A 23,847-nucleotide genomic window follows, 5' to 3' on the forward strand; every position below is an offset into this window, starting at 1 on the left:
CAAGTTTTAACACAAAGATTCCATTTGTGTCAGCATTCAGCAGGTATCTCTGCCGATGAGATGTGTGAACTATCTTTCAGTAAAATTTTATACTTATCATCTGGAAATATATTTTCTAAGCTTACGGAAAAAATTTTAATATACATTCCCATTCAGTATAATTTCTGTGAATTTTTGTGTGCTGAATCATAAATTAATAGTAAAAATTTTGACATCATATTTAATAGAAGAGTAATATTTCAAACAACATCAATCTTCAAAATGATGTTTATACTTAGAAATAAGCAAATGAAGGTAGGTGCATAATGAAACTGCAAGATTTCTTGGGAAAAGATGAGAAATGGGGATTTGAGGCGATCGCTAATGACGCAGACTTGGCTCGTCAGATTCAGACACTGTTAATCAGCTTAGGTTTGCTAGAACCTCCATCTGATGGGAAATTTGGCCCTGTTTCTGTGATATCTATCAAAAAATTTCAAGAATTAACAAAGACTGGAGAAAGTGACTTTTTAGGAGCAGTCACAGCCAAAAAACTAATTGAAACCAAACCAGATGAGCTTCCTAAACCCCCCTTAAAACTTGGTAATGACATTGCCAGCAGGATTGTGAAATACTTGCTATCTAAAAAGTATCAGGTATTCACCAATCCAAAAGAATACAACATTGTTTATATAGAGGGTATAAATGGAGACTGGACTCTCAATAGTGATGCACCCAATGAATTTAATGATCGGCGGATTGTCATTGAAGTAATAAATGATGTTCCCAAAATCGTAGATCACTGGGAAGCGACTACAGAACCAGGGAACTACTATACTTATAATCCGATGAATCCTAAAGGAGCAGCTAGGATTCAGTTTGGACAATACAAAGCTTGGGCTGTTGGCATCCACGGCACAGCAGAGCCTCACGAAGCATTAGTGCAAGTTGGAGATATAACTGTTTGTAGAGATTTCAACAAAGATTTTAAACGGACTGGGGACAAACTTGATACAGGTGATGATTTTTATGTGAATCAACACTACGGCTTTGATTTTCCCCGAAATGATATTCGCCTTGCCAGTGCGGGTTGTTTAGTGGGACGTAGCCGTGAAGGACATAGAGAGTTTATGGCGATTATTAAACAAGATCGTCGCTATGTCGCTAATCGCAAATATGTTTTCTACGCTACCGTGATTCCTGGGGATGATTTAGCAAAGATGTTTCCAGCATGAGGTCAATCAATTTTAGATTTTAGATTGACTCATAGCAATCAAGTCATTAGCTCTGTCAAGTAATTTACGATGTTTGGATAATAGAATTATTCTCGCGTTTAAATTCGCTTTTTCTCAAACAGGCATTAAATTTACGATGTTTGAATCTTCTTTTCCATTATCCAAAATTTAAACATCGTAAATTCGGTAATGGTTAATTGGTACGGGTTCTTGTTGTGATGCAACGTGTGGTATGGCAGCACATCTGTGTATTGGTGTCAACTTAAGTGCAAACCCTTTTAAAACCTTGTTTCCAGCCTCTGGCTGGAAATGCTTTTTCATTGCGGCTCTGCCGTAAGTCTTGAGGCGGCAGCCCCTACATTAGGCATTCCCAGTCGGAGACTGGGAACGAGACAAACCAAACCCCTTTCTACGAAGACGCGATAAATCGCCGTCTCTACGGAGGGCTGATTATTGTAAAGACGGCGATTTATAGCGTCTCTTGCCTTAACCGAACAGTAAGCTAAAAAACATCTAATTTGCATAATCGAATTAAACATAACTCTTGTGGGGTGGGCATCTTGTCCGCCCAACTTATGCAATTTAAATGTAGAACAGCTTATTGAACCCGAACTGAAGTTACTTAAGAAAAAAATCATGATTTTAAGAAAAAAATCGCGACTTTAACAAAAAAATCATGATTTTAAGGAAAAAATCACGACTTTAAGGAAAAAATCGTGATTTTAAGAAAAAAGTCGTGATTTTAAGGAAAAAATCGTGGCTTTAATGCAGAAATTTTGATTTTAAGAGCAAAATCGTCATTTTACTAACGATGGCTTCTCCATCCGTAGTGATGGTTCCTGAAATTTTGACAACTTGCCTAACAGCCAAGCAAACCCTTGTCTTGGGCTTACGAAATGTCGGGGCAATTCATGAATTATACGTGTCAACTTAACCAGGACTTACGCAAAAAAGTTCTGAAGTAGCGGTAATTCATGAATTACCGCTATGACAAATCAGGTTTTTGAGACAATTTTGCGTAAGTCCTATTAACGTAAAAGTTATGTTCCGCAAAGAACTGAAGTTCCTTGCTTATAGCAAAAGTAATCTAAAGATTACTAAATATCCGTAAAAATCTTTAGTCTACTTCAGTAGACTTTAGCTATTAGCCTTGAACTTTAGTTCAAGGCGGGTAACGAAACTAACAGTTAAACTATTTCTAGCTTAAGTTGACATCAATGACATCTGTGCTAACCTACTTTGTGTAAGACAGGAATTTTGTCTAACTTTGTTCTTGTGGTTGCCCTATCTCTGCCGTCAGCTTCTCTTTATCTTGCCGGCGTTTTTTGGCGTAAAGTTGAATAGTGACTGCCATCAAAATAATCATGGCGAAAATAGCCCAGGCAGCGATATCTGTAGGTAGATTATTCTTAAACACAGCCAGCAAGACGATCGCTACTAACATAACTGTGGGTGCTTCATTTAAAGCACGTAATTGCTGACTATTCCAGCCACATTCATCTACTGCTAACTTCTTCATCAGCCGAGCGCAGTAATGATGATAGCCAATTAAAATGGCAACAAACAGCAGCTTGATATGCAACCAACCCTCTTTTAAAATATCCGGTTCAGTACTTAATAAACCGATGGCCATTGCGATCGTCACGAACATTCCTGGATTAGTGATGATATGATAGAGCCGCTTTTCCATAATTTGATACTGATTTTTCAGTATTGTTCGTGCTGGTTCCGGTTCTTGGTTAGCTTCAACGTGATAGATAAAAAGACGTACCAGATAAAACAAACCGGCGAACCAAACTACAAATCCGACAATATGAAATGCTTTAAACCATGAATAAGCCATGAATTCTAATCTCCATCAGTATGGTTGTGATGCATTTTTAGTAGCAATCAAAAGTTCACAAATGCAGGCGCGGATAACATTTATCAATGTAGCAAAAATCCCAAATTTATTTTTTACCACAGATAAATATCTATGATTTATCTGTAGTAATCTTGGTTTCATTTTTATAATATCGATTTTTGCCAGAGGTATATTATCCGATGTGCGACTTATTGTTAAAACCCCACTTCCATTCCTCTCCCCGAAAGGTCGAGAGGCTTTGATTCTAGCTCCCCTTCCCTTGTAGGGAAGGGGCTGGGGGTTAGGTTTGAGAGAAAGTTGCACACCGCGTTATATTGTCAATGAGCATCTTTACGACGCACAAAGGGTAAAAGGTCTTCCAAAATCGCTTCGTGGTAATGTTCTTGAGGATAATGTCCGACGTTATTAAGTTTTATTAATTCGGCATTTGGTACCGCATTTGCAAAATTTTGGGCAATATCTACAGATAACCAAGGGTCAATCATCCCCCATTGAATCAGAATTGGCTGTTGCCATTCTTTAAAGCCAGATTCGATTTCTGTCATTGCTGAATCAAGCTGTAAATTCCGAATACTTGATAAGAGACTTCGACCAGATGCAGAAGTTTTCAAAAATGGTTTTCGATAAATATCTAATTCCTTATCTCCTATGCGATAACGGCTACCACCTTCTAACGTCCTGTCAACTAAAAGCGGGTCTTGGGTCATCACTTCACCTGCTAAAGGTAAACCCAATTGTTTAATTTTCCAGGGTAATTTGGCAGCAGTTGAAATTGGTGTATTTAAGATAGCTAAATTAGCAATTTGTTCTGGATGACGCAAAGCATATTGTAGTCCTACAGAACCTAAAAAGCCTTGGACAACTAAAGAAAAATGTTCAAGTTCTAAGGCTTTAATAAATCCTTCTAAAGCTGTGATAAAAGCATCAGGAGTGTAAGCAAAATCTCGTTTTTCTGGTTTTGCAGAAAAGCCATAACCAATCCAATCTGGAGCGATCGCTCTTGTCCCCTGATTCGCTAAAGCAGGTATAATATTCCGCCAACTGTAACTTTGTGAAACTAAGCCATGTAGCAACAACACAGGCGCTAAGTCAGTTCTACCGATTGGTAAAGATTCCCGATAAAACCATTCCAGTGAATCTACATTGATTTTATGTTCTGTTATTGACACGCTATATTCCTATGGATTGGGAATTGGGCATTGGGAATTGGGCATGGGGCATTGAGAATTGGGCATTGGGCATTGCATTAGTTATTCTTTTTTCCCCTGCTTCCCCTGCTCCCTCATCCCTCCACTCCCTGAGAAATAATCATCTCACGAATTGCATAAGCTGTGGCGGGTGCTAGTAAAACGCCGTTGCGATAGTGTCCGGTAGCTAGGAGGACGTTACTAAACCCTGGTAACTTACCAATAACTGGGGCTGGGCGTCCTTCAGGACGGGGACGGAAACCCGACCAGGTGCGGAGAATCTTTGCTGTGGCTAACTCTGGGCAAAATGCGATCGCTTGTTCTCTAAGAGATTCCAGCAGTTCTTGATTTGGCGTTATCTCATTTCCATTGCTGGGAAATTCCACTGTTGCACCCACCCAATAATCTCCACTGCCTACAGGAACAATATGGACATCGTTACCTGTAATCGCTGGCTGGAAGTCTGGATTGCCTAACGGATGCCCCACGCGCATTTGCAACGCTTGCCCTAGCACCGGGCGAATATCAACCATCTGATTGAATTTTGCTGTCAGTGGTGTTGAACCTAGCCCTGCTGCGACTACAAACCAATCTGCGGCTATTTTTCCTTCTGTAGTCTCAAGTTGAACGCAAAATTGAGGGGAAGACTCAGGTGGTGAGGTTTGGGCATCCAAAACAGCCACACCAAATTTGAAAGTCACACCATTTTGCTGGGCAGCCTCAACTAAAGCTAATGTGAGGACAGTCGGATCAAGCTGGCGGTCTTGGGGAGAATAGACAGCACCAGTAATTTTTTCGTGATCAACTTGAGGACAGATATTCTGGAGTTTAGCCGTGTCCCAGATTTCTAAATGCCAGCCTTGAGAGTGGCGAATTTCTACTAGCTTTTCCCATGCTGCTAAATTCTCCTCTTCCAAATAAAGACTGAGAATTCCCTGGCGATTAAAAGGGATTTTGCCACCTGTTAAAGCTTCTAGTTCAGGAATCAAAGTTTCATAGCGTTGAATGCTAGTATGTCGCATCTGCCAAGCCTTGCCCTTGACTTTTTGGCTGATTGCGCCCATCAAAACGCCAAGTGCAGCACCCGTGGAAGCTTGTGCTGGTGGTTGGCGATCGCAAACTGTGATTTTTAGCCCTTTTACTTGACTCAGTTCATAGGCGATCGCAGCCCCAATTACACCACAACCGATAATAACTACATTCATAACTTGTACTTAGAGTTAAAAGTGAGAAGTTAGGAGTCAGGAGTCAGGAGTGAGGAGTTAAAAATTTAAAACTATTAACTCTTAACTCCTGTACAGACGCGATTAATCGCGTCTCTCCTAACTCCTGTACAGACGCGATTAATCGCGTCTCTCCTAACTATTAACTCTTAACTCTCTTCTGTTTTAGGAAGTAGATCGAGAAATTTGTCAATGTCTGCAAAAGCAGCTTGGGAGTTACTCAAGGCAACTTGAGGATTGCCAGCACTAGTAGCTTTATCAAGTTTAACCAGGTCGTTAAACAAATTTCGCGTTATTTGACGTGCTGTGGGTTGGTCTTTGGGTAGAAGGTTGGGAGTCACATAAGTCAGGTTTAGCCTTGCTTCTGTTATGGGGCCATGTATAAAGTTACGCACATTGATCCAATCACCTTCTTGGATCAGGGTTTTCAACTCTTGTGAGCGATCGCGCACAGCCTGAATTTCAGGAACGTATGCCTGAATTCTTTCAAGTTGCGTTGCCGTATAAGTTGGAGGTGCCACCGCGACACCAGGACCGCCACAACTAAAGAGGAATGTGGCCAATAATACTAGAACGAATGAAAAAATCGAGTGTTGACGCACCATACACTGAACTTAATTGCTTTTTGTTTACCGATTAACAGTGTCATTTTAGATCGCTAGGGCAATTTATCGTTCAGGGGAACTGAATTATTTTGCACAATTCCTCGAACAACAAGTTTACTATTTTACTTATCAGCTTTAGAAAGGATGTGCTTACTCCCTAGCAACCTGGTTAATAGACGCGATCGCACTCGCAACCCAAAACCGAGCTTGTCAAACACGCTCATGTAGTTCCGATGATCATTGCTGGAACAGATATTCCTTATATAGCGATGTGGGCTATGCTGCTGGCAGTTCGCCACCATAACCAATACGGCGAGCAAAAAATTAACACTATTGCCTGTCCTGGATTGGGTACAGCAATAGGACGAGTGCCATATACTGAAGCTGCTAGACAGATGGCATTAGCCTACGATCATTTTCTCTATCCACCCAAGCATCTCAATTGCATAGTTGCAGCCCAAAGACAACTTCAGATATGGGAAGGAGGAGATTTTAGGTAAAGTTTAAAAAACGCCCTAGCGTATTATATTGCTGGGGCGATCGCTAATCTCAACTTGATGACAGGTAAATGCTGAGATGGAATGCGGCATAATATTTAAAATGGCAGGATTATAGAATTTTGCAACAGCTATTTGCGGTGTAGTTGCTTTGCATACTGTTAGTGAAAATCTCATGTTTTCACAAATGAGGTATTGCTGTTAAAAATGCGATCGTAACTGCTGTATAGGGAGCATCTCAGTTTTGCAAATACACCGATTCATGCTCCTTCTCCTTACTAAGGAGAGGGCTGGGGTGAGGTTTAAGCTTTCTACGAAAGTGAAATGCCCCCGATGTACATGCAGATGTAACCCTTGAATAAGCTCACAAATTTCTCTGATATCACTTCTTACTTAGTATACCATGTTTAATATTACTTAGATGCCTTTATCATGTCTTTACCTAATCTTTAATTTATCAATCAGTAATTCTATGTAATATGTTTTGAGTAAGATGGGATTTTATCTTATGAAGACACATAAATAAAAAATCACTAACTAACTTGAAAGTACAAAACTTGTGTGGATAGCCTAGTACTTTATTAAGCTAGTAATGAAGGGTTTGTAGTCAGGACTTTAGTGCTTAGAAAATAAGGACTAAAGTCCTGGCTACCAACTTGCTTACGCTTCAATTTAAACTTGACAGACTATTAGTACAGCAAGGCGTAAATAAACAGACCATTCAAAATAGACGAAAAGCTGACGAAAAATTCAGAGTAAAAATATTTTATATTAGGAGATTTGGTGATATGTCCCTAACTACCTCAAGCGTATTTGATGCCAATTTCTATCGTGCTGCCAATTCCGACTTAGCTGGTTTAAATGATGCTCAAGCTCTATCACACTTCCAGGCTTATGGTTTAAACGAAGGACGTTCTTTCTCACCACTTATTAATTTAAATTTTTATCGGGCTAGCAATTCTGATCTGGCAAAATTCAACAACAGCCAACTGTTAGATCATCTGGAGAATCATGGTGTAGCTGAGGGACGCAGCTTCTCTCCAATTGTTGACCTTAACTACTATCGTGCTAACAACAGTGACCTTCCAAGCTTTAACAACGAGCAATTATTTAATCATCTGGAAAACTACGGTATTACCGAGGGACGCTACTTTGATCCACTTTTCGGTTACGGGAATTATAAGTCGCTTAACTCTGATCTGGCAAACCTAAATAATTCTCAACTTTTGAACCACCTTGAAATCTATGGGATAAACGAAGGGCGTGACTTTTCACCCTATTTTGACTTCAACTACTATCGCGCTAACAACAAAGACTTAGCTAATTTGAACAACAGCCAATTGTTGCAACATTTTGAAATCTATGGGATAAATGAAGGGCGTAAATCCTCACCCTCATTTGATGCTGGTTACTATAAAGCAAATAATCTCGAATTAGCTTCTTTGAAAGGCATCAATTTACTCGAACATTTTGATTTTTATGGTGAGTTTGAAGGACGTCAGGCTGCGAGTAATTACGCTGGCAACACATTCAACACTGCTCGCAAACTTACGATAGGTTCAAATGATACTGTAGTCTTGGAACATGTCGGCTCATCCGAGCCTAATGATTACTATCAGTTTAGTTTAAATCAAACTAGTACTGTTACAATAAATGACTATGGACTTTCTAGAAGCGTAGTTGAGCAAATAGTTAATAGTAACGGTAAGATTCTGAATTCTAGAAATAGTGCAGTATTCAATCCTGATAATAGTGTTGTAGGCAATCCATCTCTAACGATTTCATTAAATCCAGGAACTTACTATATACACATTCAACGTCAAGCAGGGAATACTGATTACCAGTTCTACCTTAATACTGCACAACCTAACGTCGCGCCCGTGGTAGTAAATTCATATCTAACAGATCTAGAGAATCAAGCTTTAATAAATAGCCAGAATCTACAGAATCAAGCTATAATAGATAGGGCTAAGGCCATTAAATTCCTGGTCTAGTACAGCAGGGCATCATCAACTTCAAGAGTTGATAAACTGACACAAGACGCCGCAACAGATAGCGCTATGAGCAAAAATAATTCTCATGGTATCTGATGATCAAAACCATCGTCAAATTGCCTGAAATTTAGATATCAATTGGCAGATGGCTCTGAAGGGGCGAAATCGATGATTGCAAACTAATAATCAAGAGTTGTCTATTTTTCCGAGATTACAAGACTCTGAGCGTATTGGCGTACTAGTAAAATTTAGTACGGAGCAACTAATCGAACTATTAGCATACACACCTAAACATTCTTGGTGGCTCAATCAAGTTGAGATTTGGTTCAGTATTTTGGTTCGCAAGTTACTAAGAAGAGCAAGTTTTATCAGTCAAGATGATTTAAAAAATCGAACTCTCAATTTTATCGACTACTGTAATCAAATAATGGCTAAACGTTTTAAGTGGATATATAAGGGCAACGTTTTGGCTATTTAATGGTATGCTTATTTAGGCCGCGCTGTACTATAGCAATCCTAAATCATTCGTGAAAAAGAAAATCGCTGAAATGCTTATATCTACGTATTTTCTCACCTTTCAATTCGGATTGCTATAGACATAATACATAGACTATAGACAAAAATTATAACCCGAAGAACGCAAGGTGTTTGAAACTTTCTTGTAGTTGAGGTTGATAGATATTCCGTTTTTGTTTTAATAATCGTAAGCGTTCAGCACCAATTCTTACAGCTATTATGAATAATTTAGTTATTAAAAAATATCAGAAAAATTAGAGAGCAATATAACATGAAGAATGCTTGGAAGCGTTGGATTACGACCGTTAATTTAGCTGCGATGTTTACAACGGGCGTAACTGCGGCACTAGTATTTTTAGTATTCTCTCATCAGGCAACAGCTGACGATCCAGGAGCATGTTACATGATCACCTCCTCTGGTAAAACCGTTGGATTGGGAAGGCTTTGTGGCAATATAGCCGCACCTTCAGACAACAGAGTTTTTCGAGTCCCAATTAAACGCCGCTTTGGTGGAACTCCTGTGATTGATGTCACCTTCAACGACAAAAAAACCTTTGAAATGATTGTAGATACAGGTGCTAGTGAAACCATTATTACTCTAAATATGGCAAGTACACTTGAACTCCAGCCTACAGGTACAATGCAAGCCCAAATTGCCGATGGTAGCCAAGTAAAATTTCCAACTAGTAAGGTAAAATCTATTGCAGTAGGTGGAGTTACAGCCAATAATCTTCAGGTAGCGATCGCACCAAAAGCAAGCATCGGCTTACTAGGCCACGATTTCTTTGGCAACTACGATATTAAGATTCTGGAGAAAGAAGTCCAATTTCATCCCCGCTAATGTTCCCAGGTAAAAACCGCCTACCCACATTTGTACCGCCAAGCCACCGAAAATTGAATAGATGAGCGATGAGGATAGGTAGACGCGTAGCAACTCTTGCAGAAGATTGCCTATTTATGGTAGAGATTAATTAATCAAGTGGACTCAGGTAAATCAACAGTATCATATCTCTTATGTCAATCATGTTGAAGCTACTAAACGGTGCGATCGCGCTGATAAGACCAAGCCGCCAATAAACCAAAAACACCACAAGCCCAAAGTAGCCAAAGTAAATGTAGAAATAGCTGGTTATCGTAGTTCAAGTTAACCGCCGATAGTGCTTTCACTTCCAGTGCCAAAATAATTGCTTCAGCTTCACCCAAATCAATATTGTCTTGGTTTGTTTGAATTTCTGTGACTTTTTGAGTATCAGCAACTGTCTGAGTTTGAATCCAGGATAAGGTCTGCACTTCGACTGCGCCAGGAACAACCTTTCCTGCTGTCACCATTTCGTTATAAACCGCTAGAGGAATAACGATGCTTCCATAGAGTTGCTGCAACAGGTCTAGCTGACCAATAGCTGCGAGGTTTATGATGGGGGAAGTATCACTGACAACAATCACAGCAAGCCCATTGATTGCAAGGTTTTAACATCTGCTTGCAAATCTTCGACATCGTAGTTAATGCAAAGTCCCCGTTTTGCCAATTCGTGTTGAAACTCAATCACTGTCAGCCTAGTCCAAGCACGGGCTTTGCCAATACTAATTTTTTCCTGTTTGTATAACATGATGGCGATTTCGAGCTTTAATTCATCCTCAGTCATCTTGGTTGATTGGAGGATGTCATCAGGAATTACAACGCTCATTGGATTCTGCCGGAGAAAATTGATTTATTCTGATTTAAAGATAAACGATTCTATTGTGAAAGATGCTGGCAGCCTCTGAACGCAACCCTTAGCTGGCTGAGGTTAGATCGGTTTAGGCTTAGTGCTAAGAGGCAAGTTGCCACTGTTACCCACAACCTAACAATTCGGTTGCAGCGAATGATGGAGATATCTCAGTAGTGATACATAAGTTACCCGCCGCCGCTCAACCGGAACGGAACGTTAGTTGGCTTAGGTTATCTGTAGAGGTACGACCGGAAAGTTTTCTATGAGAGGCGATCGCTGGTTTAGTACTGAAACCGATGAAGCTCAATCCAATCAGCGACTCTAGATAAGTAATATCATGTCCGCCAAATTACCCATAATAAAAGAACCCCACCCCCAACCCCTCGCCGATCTTCGGGAGGCAGGGTGGTTTCATACAAACAGAGAAAAACTGTAACTAGCTTTCAAAGCCTCTCTCCGTTTCGGGGAGAGGTTTGGAGAGGGGTCAAAATCTATGGTCATACACGAGAAATAAAGGATCATTGAAAATTATCTGGTTTCCATCTCTAGAAGATTAACACTCTACTATATCCACTCTCGTAATTTTTTATGTACCTGCGCTAGATACCACATATAATCATCAATTTTGTAATTATCAGCAGCTTTAACTATATATTCCTGAGCTAAATCAACATTATTCTCAACTTCGTAATATAATCCCAAGTAAAGATGACTGTAAAAATTTCCCTTTATTCCTTCTGATTGACCAACAGTTAAAACATCATCTGGTGTACAATTTCCCGAATACAAATCATATACGCGCTGCATGATGCGTCGAGGGTCATTTTTTACAGTTAGCAAAGAATTACATGCCTCTTCAATACCTAACGAATGAGCTATGCAGAGATATCGCCATACTGTTTCTTCTACATCTTGAGCATTCACAGTCAAATCTATTTCAAATTGTTGAGCGCCCTCAGTAAATCTTTCTGCATAATAGTACGATAATCCCCGTTGCCAGAGGTAGGGTTTAATATGAGCATCCAATTGCTCTGCTATGTCAAAATCTTGAATAGATTCCTCAATCTTAGCTAGTTGAAAGTTAACCATGCCTCGACGTATGTAAGCATTAGGATTTTTCGGCTGATTGCGAATAGTTTCGTTCCAGCGCTGGAGTTGATTTTCTAGAGACTTTGAAAAAAACATGAGCTGCCAAGCCTATATGAGGATTAACTAACATATTTTCAGCTTTGGGGATAGTACGTCAATCTTCCAAATATTAGGCGTTGCTGATTTCCTGAAGCATTAACTCTAAAAAAACTGTTTCATGTCATAATTTTGATGCTATGTATTCATTTTCTCATGAGCAGCATTATCGAATTTCCTTGGCAGCAAGAGGCAATTATTCGCCACAGTCAGCGCCTAGTAAACAGTTTTCATCATTGGACGGGAAATTCTTTGTTGGATGTAAATAGTGTACCCCAGGAAATAGCGCAGGTATTATTTGAAGCACCTTTTGTCTTAGTTTCTCACGGCACTGAATCAGACCCAATTTTCAACTATGGTAATCGCAAAGCGTTGGAACTATGGGAGTTTTCCTGGGAGGAATTTACTAGAATGCCTTCCCGTAAATCAGCTGAAGAAGTAGTGCAGGAAGAACGCGATCGCCTATTATCAGAAGCAGCAACTAAAGGCTTTATCACCAATTATTCCGGTATCCGCACTTCTAGCACTGGTAAACGTTTCTACATAGAAGATACTATCCTATGGAACGTTTTAGATGAACAAAATTAGCACTGTGGTCGAGCTGCTTTCTTCTATAACTGGAAATTTATCACATGATGGCTACTGCTTCAGGGTCAGTCCTACAAATATATCTCAAATATCAAACTGAGATCCATCCATGAGGTAGAAGAAACTACTTGCAGAATTCAGTATTGTAGAATTTATGTCTTAAAATCAGGAAAAAACGCTCGTGGTTCCCATTAGAGATAATAATCCGACAACAATCACACCTTATGTAACTTATGGACTGATTGCTGCTAACGTCCTCGCTTTTCTTTATGAAGCAAATCTTCCTCCACAAGCATTAAATGGATTTTTACACCTTGCGGCTGTAGTTCCACGAGAACTGACTTTAAGCTTTGCTGGTAACTCTCTACATCAACCAGTGCCAGAGTGGGCAACTTTGATTACTTCACAATTTTTGCACGGTGGTTTCTTGCACTTAGCTGGCAATATGTTGTTTCTCTGGATTTTTGGCAATAACGTTGAAGATAAATTAGGTCATGTTAAATATTTGCTGTTTTATTTATCTTGCGGTATTTTGGCATCCTTAACCCAGTGGTTCTTCGCTCAAGATTCTAGCATTCCTTCTTTGGGGGCAAGTGGTGCGATCGCAGGTGTTATGGGTGCATACATTCTCCGCTTTCCTAACGCTGAAGTTCTCGGCGTTGTACCTTTAGGGTTTTTCTTCCCAACTTTCCGCGTCCCAGCATATTTCTTTTTGGGATTCTGGTTTCTCGAACAAGCCTTCTACGGATTTGCCAGCCTCGAAACACCTACTAACATTGGAATGGAAAGCGGCGGTATTGCCTACTGGGCCCATGCAGGCGGGTTTATCTTTGGGGCAATTCTCGGCCCACTGTTGGGTTTATTTAGTGATAAATCCCAGGAAGAATCTTGGTACAAGTAGTGCTTCATTGCATCATAATGCCCCTCAATTATACTGTTTGATTTAATAGGTGAAATTGCCTAAACTTCGCAACTCCCAGTCTTACAGGGTATATTGCAGTTAGTCAATAATTTAGGAAAAACACCTGTGTTTCCCCTCTACGACGAAAATCGAACGCGAATCACCCCGTATTTCACCTACGGGTTAATTGGCATGAATATTTTAGTTTTTATTCACGAGGTGAGTCTGTCACATGCACAATTGAATCAGTTTTTAAGTCAGTATGCGGTAATACCTCAAGAGTTAACCACCAATTGGAGTGGAGAGTGGATAACGTTATTTACGTCGCAATTCTTACACGGCGGTTGGTGGCACTTAATCTCGAATATGTTGTTTCTCTGGGTTTTTGGCAACAATATTGAAGATCGATTAGGTCATTTCAAATATCTGATTTTTTATTTGGCGTGTGGTGCTTTAGCTGCCTTGTGCCAATGGTTTATTGGCATGAATTCTGAGATTCCTTCCTTGGGAGCAAGTGGTGCAATTTCTGGGGTTTTAGGTGCGTACATTATACGCTTTCCGCAAGCTAGAGTGAAAACCTTAGTTTTTTTGGGGATTTTCATCACCACAATTAGAATTCCAGCACTAGTGATAATTGGACTTTTCTTTGTGCAAAATGTGATATCCGGTCTTGCTACCCTGCAAACAGCCGCTAAGATGAGCGTGGAAACTGGTGGAGTTGCCTATTGGGCACACATCGGTGGTTTTGTTTTTGGGGTAATTCTCGCTCCCCTGTTTGGGTTGTTTAGAGACGACTAAGTACGGCATTTCCTAAGACTCCTAATGCCTATCAAACCTCTGCGTATCCTCTGCACTAACCTCTGCGTTAAAATTTTCATATTTGAAAACTATTAGTTTTTGTTAGCACGGGCTGAAACTTCTTCTGATTCTTCTACCTGAGTTCTAAATGTTGGTGCTTCTACAACTTGTTCAGGTACAGAAACGATGATATCAGCACCATTGATAATTGTTCCCAATAACCCTAGTTCCGCTTCAACTAATTGATCAATAGCTTCACCTAACATGTTCTCTTGTGTATAGTGTGGTCGCGTCACTAGTACGATGCCATCGCTGTAGGGTTGGATTAACAACGGGTCATTGGATATGCTGAGAGAACTAGTGTCTAAAATAACTAAATCAAAACGTTCGCGGACATCCTCTATCAGCCGCCGCATTTCGCTAGATTCAAGAATGGCAGCTGATTGCCGCATAGGTCCAGGGCTGGGAAGAATGTATAAATTTTCCACATCAGGAACTAAACGAATACATTCACTCAAATTAGCGTAATAACGCAGGGGTTCAATAGTGGCGTCGGGGTCAGGAATTACATTCAGGGATGTACAACGGGAAGGCGATCGCAAATCTGTTTCGATAATCAAGGTTCTTTTACCAGCACGGGCTGAAGCTATACCCAAGTTATATGCACTTGCCGTTTTACCCTCTTGACTACTGGTGCTAGTAATCAACACTACCTTTAAGTTTTTACCACCAATCCGGCGCAGATTACTCCGGAATTTCTCATAAAATTCTAAATAAGGAGAATCGGGGGAAAGTACCACAGGCACCGCTTCTTGATCCAAATCATCAACTGGCATTAAAGGCAATTCTCCCAACAGTGCCACTTCCCGTTGCTTGAGGCTTTCGCGGATATCCTCCCTGGTTTTGAAAGTCCCTTCCATCGCTCCCAAGAAAAATATCACCCCGCCACCAATCAACACACCTAATAAACCACCTACAGCTAGGGTAATAGGCACACTCTTAGGAGGTTTGAGATCGGCAATGACTGTGGGGCGTCTGGCAATGCTGAGGCTGCTAGTAGTTTCTGCCTCTGCGGTTTTAGCATCGGTTAGCTTCACCTGCATTTGGTCATAGATGGCTTTTTTGAGTGTAACTTCCTGTTCTAAACGCGATCGCTCTAATTGCTTATTGGGTATCAGAGCATACTCTCGCCGGAGTCGCGCTTCTTGTTGAATTTCTTGGGCTAGTTGTTGTTGCAGCGTCTCCCCTTGGGTTTGCAACGCCACCATTTGGTTTGCTAACTGCTGACGTGCAGGATCTAAGCTACTTTGGGCGCGAATATTTGCAATGTTACCCGAAAGCGGGGCTGCTGTACCTTCACCACCTAAAACCTCTGCGGCACGTTGTTGGAGCAATTCCTCAGCAGCTTGTTTCTGACGCATCAACTGAATCATCGTTGGATGTTCCGGTCGCAAATCTTTTCTGAGTACGGCCATTTGCGACTCACTTTGATAAATTTGCGATCGCAAGCTAGCAATAATTGGATCGGCACTTAAAGCAGAAGAAATATAAGCCTGTCCGACTGTTAAGCCTAACTTATTTTGTAAACTGCGAACTTGACCATCAACCCCAGAAATAGTTAATTGAATTTGCCGTTGCAGATTTTGGCTGGTAGTAATAGCGCTTAACAAGCTGCCATTCTCTGCTGCTAATATTGCCGTTCGCTCGATGCGATCGTACTGTTCCAACTTCTTTTCAGCAATTTGCAAATCCCGTTTAGTTTGTGGTGTGCGATCGTTAATCTTTTGAATAATTGCCTGTAACCGCCCAGTATTGATATCACTGCTCAACTTAATCATTGATTGCATCAATTCCGCCAAGACCTGTATAGCTCGTTTGGCGTCAGTATCTACATATTTCAATTCCAATATACTAGATTCCAATTCTCCAGTCCTGGGGTTTTTTTTAGGTATTGTAATGGCAATACTGGTAGCGAGCTTTTTCGGTTGGACACCAGCTTTTTCTGCCACTGCTGCAATTATCTGGTTTGATAGTAAAACTTCCTCATTCAGTTCTTTGCCTTGCTGTTGGATTTGAGTACCAGTTGTAGAGAAAGAAACTGTTGGTCCACTATAGGTAAGTGCAGCAGATCCTATATAACTAGTTGGTGGCTCTGGTTGCATAGCCACCAGAGTTGACCCTGCTAAAACTAAAGCAAAACTAGCCAGTCCAATCCATTTATACTTCTCAAAAGCAATAAGATAGCGCTTAACAATTGGTGGGGTCATGGTCGCTTCGCTCCAATTAAAAATTAAAAATTAAAAATTAGGAAGTACCAACCTAAAGATAGTGGTTTTGAGACAAGATCGTTATCAACTTCCTACTGTATATATCGGTTGATATCTTTAATATTTTTACCTTAATTAATTCAAAGAGAAGTTGGAGATGTGGCTTCCTCCACTCCCAACTATTTCCAGATTGCATCCTTCTTTTAGAATTACTAATTTGATCCATTGCCACCGACGTTTCTAAAAAATTGGAGAAAGGATTGGACATTGAAGAAAGGTTGGGTAATGGTAGTCAGTAAATTAGTAATCTTACCGATGAGGTTCCGACCAACAACAATAACATCATTATCTTGAAGCGGCACATTTTGAGATGCATCACCGCCTAGAGCTTTTTTAGCATCAAGTTTTTGGGTAACAGCTTTACCTCGTTCAGAATCAAAGCGAACCAGAGCGATATCGCGGAGGTTCGCAGCGTCGAGATTTACTCCTCCCAAAGCATCTACAAATGTACTGCCGTTAGGCAACGCTTGAGTGGAAAGACCTCCCCCAGCGTAGTTTAAAACCCGGACTCTAATCTGTGGTGTCGCCAAGGATGAACGTGCTACCAAATTGCGGTCATAACCGTCATCATTACCAACTTCACGACGGGGCACGAGTATTGCATCTCCGTCTTGTAAGCGTAAATTAGGGATTGAACCGCCATTTTGCAGTGCTGCATATAAGTCAATATTTTGTGAAATCACGGAACCATCGATTAACTTCCGGCGTACTTGCACTTGTCGCAGGTCTGCATTCAACGTTGAACCACCAGATATTAGCAAGGCATCAGCAACGCGCGGTGTTGATGAATTAATCGGATAAATTCCTGGTTTAAATATTTCGCCGCTAATAGTAACTTGAACTGGTCGCGTCCCTGCCAAGGATACTACCACAATTGGATCTGGGAAAATGCGACTTAAACCCAAGCGAATTTTTTCTTGAGCTTCTTGCAAAGTTAAACCTTGTAATGACACCGTTCCCACTTGCGGCACTACAATGTTACCTTCTGGACTAATTACAGCTTGAAAACTGAAGTCTTGACGCTGCGTTGCTAAGGCTAAAACTATTACCGGATCAACTACATAACGATTTAAACCCAAGCGAATTTTTTCTTGAGCTTCTTGCAAAGTTAAACCTTGTAAGGAAACTGTTCCTAGTAAAGGCACCACAATATTACCTTCTGGGTTGATTAAAGCTTGAAAGCTCAAATCTGGAAAGCGCTGAACTGAAACGCTAATTACATCTCCTATTCCTAAGCGGTATGGGCCAGGAGGACGCTGAAGCACAACGCCAATTGTATCTCCTGGACCCAAGAGGTAGCGGCTGAGTTGGGGGGAAACTTCGTTATTTGCACCTGGAGGCACAACCTCAGTACCTGGCACAGGCGAGGGGGGTTGCCCTGGTGATTGTCCTTGAGATGGAAAAGGCAGGGCAACGACAAGTTGGATAGGTGTTGTTAAGAAAACTCCTACTTGAAGACTAACAAAACACAAGGCACTGAATCCACGCATATAAGAACTGGAATCTATAAACATCGGTGCAGAAAATGAAAATACTGATATAGAAATTAGTCGCGCGGAATGGTTATTCTACTCTATGAATGTCCTAAATGTCTCTTCTCTCTGCAAGTATTTACCAAGAAGAACAGGAGGGTTTATCAAAATTTTATTTCTAACTTCATAATATTGTTAACATCTTTTAGCTCAATTTCAGCCTGAACGCAATTTATTGAGATACTATTGATGAATTTCTGTACAAACGTATATGTAAACAAACGCTACAAAGGGCCTGCCATCAATACAGTTTGCACTGTTTCTCCGATAGACTGCGCTAAAGACCAAGATGTTTCTACTTGCCCCAAAGGTTCCATTGGAATCAGAATACTGACGGCCACCCAAGGAGTGCGTTGCTTATGCCACTGTGCCAATTGATCCGCCAAGAACCAGTGGAAAGGTGATGGATTTCCGCCGTCTGGCATAGCGTACCATTGCAAGACAGCGAAGGTTTGTTGTGGTGTGGAGGCGCGAAAGAACCTAGCTTCTACTTTAGTTTCGACATTAGAAGTCAACTTTACAGGCGGTTTGATAGTAAATTTAGCAGAGCGAGATTGAGCTACATCCCACTTTCCCCAGCGTGACCTTCCCCAGCCGTTAACCTCTGTCCACTCTACCTCTGGTTGATCCATAGGCCCGTTTTGTGGCAGCAAAAGCAGGATTGCCTGGGATGGGGAACCTTCTTTTTTAATTACCTGCAAAGACCATTTATGTTCGCCAATTTGCTGTTCTGCTTGTTCAATGGTTTTCCAACCAGGAAGGGTTAACCCAGTTTGGCGGATCTGTTTTAATTGGTTGAGGGTAGTAACAGGTGGCGGCTGTTTCCATTGCCAGTGTCCTGTCAGGTATCCGGGAACCCCTCCTATTGCTAGCAGCAGTAGTAATAACAAAAGTGCTGCTACCTGACTCAATTGGTTTTGCTTGAAAAACTTGGAGATGGAAATCATCAGTAAAATTTATAATACTTAGGCAAAATTTTACTTTATAAAATCAGAATATGAATTCAGTAATATTTATGACTTATGCATCACGAAAAATTTATCACCCAGCCCAAGAGATACCTCACCCTGGTTATGCTACGCAAAACCTGTCCCTCTCCTTAGTAAGGAGAGGGATTAAAGATAGGACAGGGTGAGGTTTTTGTTTTGGGTAATTCGATGACTTGTGTGTATATCGTAGGGATGGGGGATGAGGGAGATAAGGGGAATAACCCATGCCCAATGCCCAATGCCCAGTGATTCTAACTTTCTGCTTCTTGCTGTGTTTCTGGAGATGCTGAAAAATAGCTATTAATCCAATTCAGTAAGGGCACTAATGATACCAGCATACAAGCAGAGTAGAGATCACCACCCCAACCCTGATGCAACCATTTAAAAGCCGCTTCTTGACCTGTGCCGTGAAAGAAAGTCAGTAAAGTATTACGAATGATATTGGCAGTAGTACTAACGATCGCAGCAATACATAAAAACGATATAGTTGTGCGGCGTGAAGACAAACCATCTGTCCAATAAAGCAGCATCAAGCCTACGTAGAGAGTCGTAAACAACATTTTCAGCCCTGCACAATAGGGGGCAACTTCCACAATCCGTCCTCCCACGTAGAGATTTGTCTCATACACGGTTACTTCCATACCAAATTGATTCAGTATGAAGCCGGCTGTGCCAGCAATAAAGCTTTGGAGAGGGAAGGTATAGGGAGCAATGAGATAGGGTACTGCTGTTGGGGTTGCCAGAAATATTAATAGCAGGGGAAATCCTTGCGATCGCAAACCTGATATTCCCTTAAACCACAAGCATAATCCTGCCAATATAAGGGGCAAGGAAAGGTTAACCCACTCTGTAACACCGCTAAGATAAAAAACTGCTCCTAATAACAAGAAAACAGCGCCCAAAGGATGGCTGGTATCTGGCAAACGTCTCCACTTTTTCCGGTTCATCCAGCCCAGATAAGCAGCAAATGGTAAACCGATAATCCCGTGGCTGAAATATTCGTGTTCTGTGCTGATATTTTTGTTTAGCCAACCATCCAACCAGTGCAGCAATATCGGAGCATAAAGCAGCAGCAAAACGCCTAAAATGGCTAGATTTAATAAGCCTGATGCGTTTATGTTTTTAACCTGTTGCCGGAGTACCATGATTTTAAGTAATTTAAAAACTCTTAGTAGTCATTAGTCATTGGTCATTGGTCATTGGTCATTAGTCATTAGTCATTAGTTTTAGACAAAGCACAAATGACAAATTTCTAATTGTTTAGATGCATATTAGGTATGAATTAATTTCAGGCGACCACGCTGCCAAGGTCAGCAGGAGATAGGTTATCTGCCTTATAACTCGTTGAGACTGCATAAGCGATCGCTGCTACAACTTCTTTGATTTGACTACTGCTCAAACCAGGATACATCGGTAATGATAATATCTGCTTTGACAGTTTTTCGGCTTGGGGAAAATCTCCAAGCTGATAGCCTAAGTTGGTGAATGCTGGCTGGAGATGACAAGGAACTGGGTAGTGAATGCCAGTTTGAATTCCTACTGCTGTGAGCTTTTCCTCAAGTTGCTGGCGTTCTATTGGGCAAGAATCATCAACTTTAATTACATAAAGATGATAAACGTGTCCTGTACCACTTTGATTTTCTATAGGGATAATGCCAGCAGTTGCCAAGGGTGCTAGTTCAACATCATACTCCTGGGCAATAGTCAAGCGATCGCGATTCCATTGTGGCAAATATGGTAGTTTCTGGTGCAAGATTGCTGCTTGCAAAGTATCCAAGCGGCTATTCGTACCTGATTCAGTATGAAAATACTTTTGCGATGCACCATAATTTCGCAAGCGCCTCATCTTCTGGGCTATATCTGAATCTTGTGTCAGCAGCATTCCTCCATCCCCAAATCCGCCCAAATTTTTGCTGGGATAGAAACTAAAAGCTGCTGCTATTCCTACTGAACCAGCGTGATATCCGTCTCTTTCGGCGAGGTGTGCTTGTGCCGCATCTTCAAAAATTAGTAGTTTGTAGGTATCGGCAAAGTTGAATAGTTCACGCGGTGATACCATCTGACCATAGAGATGCACAGGGATAATAGCTTTGGTATGAGGCGTAATTGCCTTTGCTGCTTTTTTTAAGTCAATTAAAGCTGTTTGGCTGACGCAATCTACCAGAATTGGCTTGGCGCCAGCACGTAGCACCCCAATTAAGGTGGCTACAAATGTGTTTGCTGGTAAAATCACTTCATCGCCAGCACCAATATTACACGCTTGCAATCCCAGAGCGATCGCATCTGTTCCTGATGCCACACCAACTCCATATTCTGCCCCAGACACTGCCGCAAATGCTGCTTCAAAATCTGAGAGTGCTTGCCCTAAAATAAAATCTCCCCGTTCCAATACAGATTGGATTGCATCTTCCAATTGCATTTTAATTGGTTCGTGTTGTAACTTCAGGTCTACAAAAGGAACTCTAATAGTCATTTTATTCATTGCGAGTTGTCCTCAAAAAATATTTACTCGTATGGAAAAAAGAGAAAAGCCTGCACAATTTTCAGTCTGAAATTGTAATAGGTTTAATCTATCGGATGAAGAGTTCTAGAAACTATCTAGTATTGTCAGCGATCGGTACTAACTGTCATCAGTAAAATTGGCTATAAAAATCACATAGATATAGATTTAATAAGTAAAATCACGTTGATTTTTACCAGTGAAATTTTCTCTTCTGTACATAAAGAATGACAGACCTTTGATATTGTATCCTTAGCATTAGCTTACCCTGACTGAATCCAAATCTAACGCAGTCTGATTACAAAATCTCAAACAATAGAGATTACACCCGTGCTAAATAGAGAACATTCAGCACCAGTAAATAGTAAGTAGTAAAGAGCGCGTTACCGACTTAATCGAAGGGGTAAAAAAATTTTGTCCCAAACTTGTTTGTCAGAGGCAAAATTAGGGAATGCTTAAAGATAGGAATTGATAACCTAGAAATAGGACTTGTATCAATTACAGTATCGATAAATTATTAAGGTAACAGTGGCAATGGTAGAGCCTGAAAACAAATTATTTGCCCTAAAGGATGGTTGGGATTCTCCTGAATCAAGAGAACAACAACGCCTCAAAGCTTTGTCAGATTTAGGTTTGCGGCAACCCGAAACGATTCCGGTTTTTGAAGAAGCCACACAGACTGCTGCCCACTTTTTGGAAGCACCAATTTCCATTTTGGGATTTGTGGATCAAGAACGCCATTGGTTCAAGTCGGCGGTGGGCTTATCTAGGCTGGGATTAATGAATCATTTGGCACAAAGCCGCCAACTATCACGCCGGGAATCCTTTTGCACTCAGGTAGTAGAAAATTCTCAAGTATTTGTAATTAATGATACACATAAATTTACAGATCCAGTCCTTGCTAGCAGCAAGCTGGTGCAGGATTATGGTATTCGTGCTTACTTAGGAGCGCCACTGATTGATGCTGAGGGAAATTGTTTGGGTGCATTGGCGGTGATGGATTTAGTACCGCGCAGTTTTACACCCCGAGACATTGAGTTTTTACAAATCATAGCTCGTTGGAGCATGAGTGAATTTGAGCGTAACCGACTCTTGCAAGGGAAACTCAAATCAAGGACTCCCAAGAACACTCCGATATTTTCACTCAATGAGGAACGTAACACCGAGATTAAAATCACCCCACCCACTAAAGATAGCGACTCCCTTTCTACTAAGCAACTGAAACTGGAACTTTTGGGTCAGCTAACTCACGAGTTACGCACGCCCTTAACATCTGTACTCGGTATGGCTAGTGTTTTAGGACGTGAGATTTATGGGCCTTTGACGACTAAGCAGAGAGAATATTTGGAAATTATCCAACACAGTGGTCGGTACTTACTTTCCCTAGTAAACGAAATTACCGAACTAGGAGCTATGGATGAAAACTCTACTGTGCTGAATGTAGCTCCTGTGGATATCGAAATGCTGTGTCAACAAGCTATCAATACTCTAGAAGAAGTGGCTAATCGCCGCGAGCAAGATATTCGCCTTTCTATAGAACCGGGACGCAATCGCATTTTGCCTTTAGATAAAGACAAGGTGCGGCAAATCCTCTATCACCTGGTTTTCAGTGTGATTCAACTTGCGGCTACAGGTAGCATTGTTCGCATTCATGTCTCTTACAAGGAAGATATGCTCAACATTACTATTTGGGTTTCCCATCCTTGGCTAGGGGACGGCATAACTGAGGTTGATCCCTACTTCCGTCTGAATTCTTTATCGCTGTTGGATCTGACAGGTGAGGTAGCAACTTACAATACTCATACAGACAGTCAAGAGCAACCAGATACTTCATCAGTAGTGAACAATTCAAAAAACTTGAGTGATTCCCACTCAAAATTCTTTGCTAGTAGTTCAGGTATAAATTTAGCTAAATCACATGGAAGTCTTTCTCGTGAAAGCTTGGGTCTATTGCTAAGTTGTCAGCTAGCAGAGTTGCACGGTGGACAAATTTTGATTCAAGGTACACCAGAATCAGGATATCGTTATGTGCTTTCTTTGCCACTGCAACTGGCGAGTCCCTCACAAGCTAATTAACGGTGTCTGATTACAATCTATAGGGAACATCTGACAGGTGATAGTGTATGAGAACTGGGGAGTAGGGATTGGGAAAGAGGTATTTTGATCTATTTGCTGTGTACTAAGTAGATGAAGTAGTTTCGGATTAAAGGTAGTGGCT

25 protein-coding genes are annotated in these 23,847 nt (G+C 41.0%); 11 read left to right on the forward strand and 14 right to left on the reverse strand.

All coding sequences use genetic code 11. From position 1 onward, the window contains the following. Positions 1 to 305: 305 nt before the first annotated feature. Positions 306 to 1,214, forward strand: a complete 909-nt coding sequence (locus V7K36_RS12575) for a peptidoglycan-binding domain-containing protein (protein WP_335116138.1) — start codon at positions 306 to 308, stop codon at positions 1,212 to 1,214. Positions 1,215 to 1,382: 168 nt separating this feature from the next. Here the strand turns inward: V7K36_RS12575 and V7K36_RS12580 are convergent, their stop codons facing one another. Next, positions 1,383 to 1,535, reverse strand: a complete 153-nt coding sequence (locus tag V7K36_RS12580) for a hypothetical protein (protein WP_335116140.1) — start codon at positions 1,533 to 1,535, stop codon at positions 1,383 to 1,385. After that, the gene (locus V7K36_RS12585) at positions 1,532 to 1,753 is read right to left on the reverse strand and encodes a hypothetical protein (protein ID WP_335116142.1); all 222 of its coding nucleotides are present in this window, start codon (positions 1,751 to 1,753) and stop codon (positions 1,532 to 1,534) included. The genes V7K36_RS12580 and V7K36_RS12585 overlap by 4 nt, the downstream gene beginning before the upstream one ends. A gap of 272 nt (positions 1,754 to 2,025) precedes the next feature. On the opposite strand from V7K36_RS12585, the gene V7K36_RS12590 reads away from it, so the two are divergent. Next, positions 2,026 to 2,148: a hypothetical protein gene (locus V7K36_RS12590; RefSeq protein WP_335116144.1), complete on the forward strand. Its 123-nt coding sequence runs from the start codon at positions 2,026 to 2,028 to the stop codon at positions 2,146 to 2,148. Between the two features lie 327 nt (positions 2,149 to 2,475). On the opposite strand, the gene hemJ is transcribed toward V7K36_RS12590, so the two are convergent. Next, complete coding sequence (gene hemJ, locus V7K36_RS12595) at positions 2,476 to 3,057, reverse strand: protoporphyrinogen oxidase HemJ (RefSeq protein ID WP_335116146.1); 582 nt, start codon at positions 3,055 to 3,057, stop codon at positions 2,476 to 2,478. On the opposite strand from hemJ, the gene V7K36_RS12600 reads away from it, so the two are divergent. Next, positions 3,056 to 3,193: a hypothetical protein gene (locus V7K36_RS12600; protein ID WP_335116148.1), complete on the forward strand. Its 138-nt coding sequence runs from the start codon at positions 3,056 to 3,058 to the stop codon at positions 3,191 to 3,193. The two genes, hemJ and V7K36_RS12600, sit on opposite strands and share 2 nt — an antisense overlap. Positions 3,194 to 3,395: 202 nt before the next feature. Here V7K36_RS12600 and V7K36_RS12605 read toward each other — a convergent pair whose 3' ends face one another. From V7K36_RS12605 to psbQ, 3 genes are all read right to left on the reverse strand, one after another. Then, positions 3,396 to 4,247 (reverse strand): alpha/beta fold hydrolase, encoded by an 852-nt coding sequence (locus V7K36_RS12605; protein ID WP_335116150.1) that lies wholly within the window; start codon positions 4,245 to 4,247, stop codon positions 3,396 to 3,398. A gap of 113 nt (positions 4,248 to 4,360) precedes the next feature. Next, the gene (locus V7K36_RS12610) at positions 4,361 to 5,470 is read right to left on the reverse strand and encodes an NAD(P)/FAD-dependent oxidoreductase (protein WP_335116152.1); all 1,110 of its coding nucleotides are present in this window, start codon (positions 5,468 to 5,470) and stop codon (positions 4,361 to 4,363) included. A 167-nt stretch (positions 5,471 to 5,637) separates the two neighbouring features. After that, entirely contained in the window at positions 5,638 to 6,093 is a 456-nt protein-coding gene (gene psbQ / locus V7K36_RS12615; RefSeq protein WP_334828488.1) for a photosystem II protein PsbQ, read from the reverse strand. A 233-nt stretch (positions 6,094 to 6,326) separates the two neighbouring features. Here psbQ and V7K36_RS12620 point away from each other — a divergent pair, with 233 nt between their 5' ends. The 4 genes from V7K36_RS12620 (at position 6,327) to V7K36_RS12635 (ending at position 9,941) form a co-directional block, all read left to right on the forward strand. Then, the gene (locus V7K36_RS12620) at positions 6,327 to 6,593 is read left to right on the forward strand and encodes a hypothetical protein (protein WP_335116154.1); all 267 of its coding nucleotides are present in this window, start codon (positions 6,327 to 6,329) and stop codon (positions 6,591 to 6,593) included. Positions 6,594 to 7,378: 785 nt separating this feature from the next. Further along, entirely contained in the window at positions 7,379 to 8,584 is a 1,206-nt protein-coding gene (locus V7K36_RS12625) for a hypothetical protein (RefSeq protein ID WP_335116156.1), read from the forward strand. A gap of 193 nt (positions 8,585 to 8,777) precedes the next feature. Then, positions 8,778 to 9,062, forward strand: a complete 285-nt coding sequence (locus tag V7K36_RS34105; RefSeq protein ID WP_442948459.1) for a transposase — start codon at positions 8,778 to 8,780, stop codon at positions 9,060 to 9,062. Between the two features lie 309 nt (positions 9,063 to 9,371). Then, positions 9,372 to 9,941 (forward strand): retropepsin-like aspartic protease family protein, encoded by a 570-nt coding sequence (locus tag V7K36_RS12635; RefSeq protein ID WP_335116158.1) that lies wholly within the window; start codon positions 9,372 to 9,374, stop codon positions 9,939 to 9,941. Between the two features lie 194 nt (positions 9,942 to 10,135). Here the strand turns inward: V7K36_RS12635 and V7K36_RS12640 are convergent, their stop codons facing one another. The 3 genes from V7K36_RS12640 to V7K36_RS12650 form a co-directional block, all read right to left on the reverse strand. Beyond that, positions 10,136 to 10,543 (reverse strand): DUF3368 domain-containing protein, encoded by a 408-nt coding sequence (locus V7K36_RS12640; protein ID WP_335116160.1) that lies wholly within the window; start codon positions 10,541 to 10,543, stop codon positions 10,136 to 10,138. Further along, positions 10,540 to 10,785, reverse strand: coding sequence for a UPF0175 family protein (locus V7K36_RS12645; RefSeq protein WP_335116161.1), 246 nt, complete (start codon positions 10,783 to 10,785; stop codon positions 10,540 to 10,542). Before V7K36_RS12645 ends, V7K36_RS12640 begins: the two co-directional genes overlap by 4 nt. Before the next feature lie 588 nt (positions 10,786 to 11,373). Beyond that, complete coding sequence (locus V7K36_RS12650; RefSeq protein WP_335116163.1) at positions 11,374 to 11,994, reverse strand: tetratricopeptide repeat protein; 621 nt, start codon at positions 11,992 to 11,994, stop codon at positions 11,374 to 11,376. 156 nt (positions 11,995 to 12,150) lie between these two features. On the opposite strand from V7K36_RS12650, the gene V7K36_RS12655 reads away from it, so the two are divergent. The 3 genes from V7K36_RS12655 to V7K36_RS12665 all read left to right on the forward strand — a co-directional run bounded on the left by V7K36_RS12655 (position 12,151) and on the right by V7K36_RS12665 (position 14,281). Further along, on the forward strand, positions 12,151 to 12,582 hold the full coding sequence (locus V7K36_RS12655; protein WP_335116165.1) for an MEKHLA domain-containing protein: 432 nt from the start codon (positions 12,151 to 12,153) through the stop codon (positions 12,580 to 12,582). Between the two features lie 181 nt (positions 12,583 to 12,763). Further along, positions 12,764 to 13,483 carry a rhomboid family intramembrane serine protease gene (locus V7K36_RS12660; RefSeq protein ID WP_334828508.1) on the forward strand — a complete coding sequence of 240 codons (720 nt, stop codon included), beginning with the start codon at positions 12,764 to 12,766 and terminating at the stop codon, positions 13,481 to 13,483. Between the two features lie 126 nt (positions 13,484 to 13,609). Further along, positions 13,610 to 14,281 carry a rhomboid family intramembrane serine protease gene (locus V7K36_RS12665; RefSeq protein WP_335098547.1) on the forward strand — a complete coding sequence of 224 codons (672 nt, stop codon included), beginning with the start codon at positions 13,610 to 13,612 and terminating at the stop codon, positions 14,279 to 14,281. Positions 14,282 to 14,373: 92 nt separating this feature from the next. Here V7K36_RS12665 and V7K36_RS12670 read toward each other — a convergent pair whose 3' ends face one another. The 5 genes from V7K36_RS12670 to V7K36_RS12690 all read right to left on the reverse strand — a co-directional run bounded on the left by V7K36_RS12670 (position 14,374) and on the right by V7K36_RS12690 (position 21,611). Continuing rightward, positions 14,374 to 16,548: a GumC family protein gene (locus V7K36_RS12670; protein WP_335116167.1), complete on the reverse strand. Its 2,175-nt coding sequence runs from the start codon at positions 16,546 to 16,548 to the stop codon at positions 14,374 to 14,376. Between the two features lie 212 nt (positions 16,549 to 16,760). Then, positions 16,761 to 18,122, reverse strand: coding sequence for a polysaccharide biosynthesis/export family protein (locus V7K36_RS12675; RefSeq protein WP_335116169.1), 1,362 nt, complete (start codon positions 18,120 to 18,122; stop codon positions 16,761 to 16,763). A 242-nt stretch (positions 18,123 to 18,364) separates the two neighbouring features. Then, complete coding sequence (locus tag V7K36_RS12680) at positions 18,365 to 19,087, reverse strand: cyanoexosortase B system-associated protein (protein ID WP_335116171.1); 723 nt, start codon at positions 19,085 to 19,087, stop codon at positions 18,365 to 18,367. A gap of 293 nt (positions 19,088 to 19,380) precedes the next feature. After that, positions 19,381 to 20,274: a cyanoexosortase B gene (crtB, locus tag V7K36_RS12685; protein WP_335116173.1), complete on the reverse strand. Its 894-nt coding sequence runs from the start codon at positions 20,272 to 20,274 to the stop codon at positions 19,381 to 19,383. Positions 20,275 to 20,417: 143 nt separating this feature from the next. Then, positions 20,418 to 21,611 (reverse strand): DegT/DnrJ/EryC1/StrS family aminotransferase, encoded by a 1,194-nt coding sequence (locus tag V7K36_RS12690; RefSeq protein ID WP_335116175.1) that lies wholly within the window; start codon positions 21,609 to 21,611, stop codon positions 20,418 to 20,420. Between the two features lie 552 nt (positions 21,612 to 22,163). Here V7K36_RS12690 and V7K36_RS12695 point away from each other — a divergent pair. Then, positions 22,164 to 23,705 (forward strand): GAF domain-containing sensor histidine kinase, encoded by a 1,542-nt coding sequence (locus tag V7K36_RS12695; protein ID WP_335116177.1) that lies wholly within the window; start codon positions 22,164 to 22,166, stop codon positions 23,703 to 23,705. The last annotated feature ends 142 nt before the right edge of the window (positions 23,706 to 23,847 follow it).

Origin of the sequence: Nostoc sp. (assembly GCF_036919555.1) — a bacterium.
GTDB lineage: Bacteria > Cyanobacteriota > Cyanobacteriia > Cyanobacteriales > Nostocaceae > Nostoc.

Excerpts from the sequence above, each read along its gene's own strand:
- V7K36_RS12575 (WP_335116138.1), top strand. The coding sequence starts at position 306 with ATGAAACTGCAAGATTTCTTGGGAAAAGATGAGAAATGGGGATTTGAG.
- V7K36_RS12580 (WP_335116140.1), bottom strand. The coding sequence starts at position 1,535 with ATGAAAAAGCATTTCCAGCCAGAGGCTGGAAACAAGGTTTTAAAAGGG.
- V7K36_RS12585 (WP_335116142.1), bottom strand. The coding sequence starts at position 1,753 with ATGTTTAATTCGATTATGCAAATTAGATGTTTTTTAGCTTACTGTTCG.
- V7K36_RS12590 (WP_335116144.1), top strand. The coding sequence starts at position 2,026 with ATGGCTTCTCCATCCGTAGTGATGGTTCCTGAAATTTTGACAACTTGC.
- V7K36_RS12600 (WP_335116148.1), top strand. The coding sequence starts at position 3,056 with ATGAATTCTAATCTCCATCAGTATGGTTGTGATGCATTTTTAGTAGCA.
- hemJ (WP_335116146.1), bottom strand. The coding sequence starts at position 3,057 with ATGGCTTATTCATGGTTTAAAGCATTTCATATTGTCGGATTTGTAGTT.
- V7K36_RS12610 (WP_335116152.1), bottom strand. The coding sequence starts at position 5,470 with ATGAATGTAGTTATTATCGGTTGTGGTGTAATTGGGGCTGCGATCGCC.
- psbQ (WP_334828488.1), bottom strand. The coding sequence starts at position 6,093 with ATGGTGCGTCAACACTCGATTTTTTCATTCGTTCTAGTATTATTGGCC.
- V7K36_RS12620 (WP_335116154.1), top strand. The coding sequence starts at position 6,327 with ATGATCATTGCTGGAACAGATATTCCTTATATAGCGATGTGGGCTATG.
- V7K36_RS12625 (WP_335116156.1), top strand. The coding sequence starts at position 7,379 with ATGTCCCTAACTACCTCAAGCGTATTTGATGCCAATTTCTATCGTGCT.
- V7K36_RS12635 (WP_335116158.1), top strand. The coding sequence starts at position 9,372 with ATGAAGAATGCTTGGAAGCGTTGGATTACGACCGTTAATTTAGCTGCG.
- V7K36_RS12645 (WP_335116161.1), bottom strand. The coding sequence starts at position 10,785 with ATGAGCGTTGTAATTCCTGATGACATCCTCCAATCAACCAAGATGACT.
- V7K36_RS12650 (WP_335116163.1), bottom strand. The coding sequence starts at position 11,994 with ATGTTTTTTTCAAAGTCTCTAGAAAATCAACTCCAGCGCTGGAACGAA.
- V7K36_RS12655 (WP_335116165.1), top strand. The coding sequence starts at position 12,151 with ATGAGCAGCATTATCGAATTTCCTTGGCAGCAAGAGGCAATTATTCGC.
- V7K36_RS12670 (WP_335116167.1), bottom strand. The coding sequence starts at position 16,548 with ATGACCCCACCAATTGTTAAGCGCTATCTTATTGCTTTTGAGAAGTAT.
- V7K36_RS12675 (WP_335116169.1), bottom strand. The coding sequence starts at position 18,122 with ATGTTTATAGATTCCAGTTCTTATATGCGTGGATTCAGTGCCTTGTGT.
- V7K36_RS12680 (WP_335116171.1), bottom strand. The coding sequence starts at position 19,087 with ATGATTTCCATCTCCAAGTTTTTCAAGCAAAACCAATTGAGTCAGGTA.
- crtB (WP_335116173.1), bottom strand. The coding sequence starts at position 20,274 with ATGGTACTCCGGCAACAGGTTAAAAACATAAACGCATCAGGCTTATTA.
- V7K36_RS12690 (WP_335116175.1), bottom strand. The coding sequence starts at position 21,611 with ATGAATAAAATGACTATTAGAGTTCCTTTTGTAGACCTGAAGTTACAA.
- V7K36_RS12695 (WP_335116177.1), top strand. The coding sequence starts at position 22,164 with ATGGTAGAGCCTGAAAACAAATTATTTGCCCTAAAGGATGGTTGGGAT.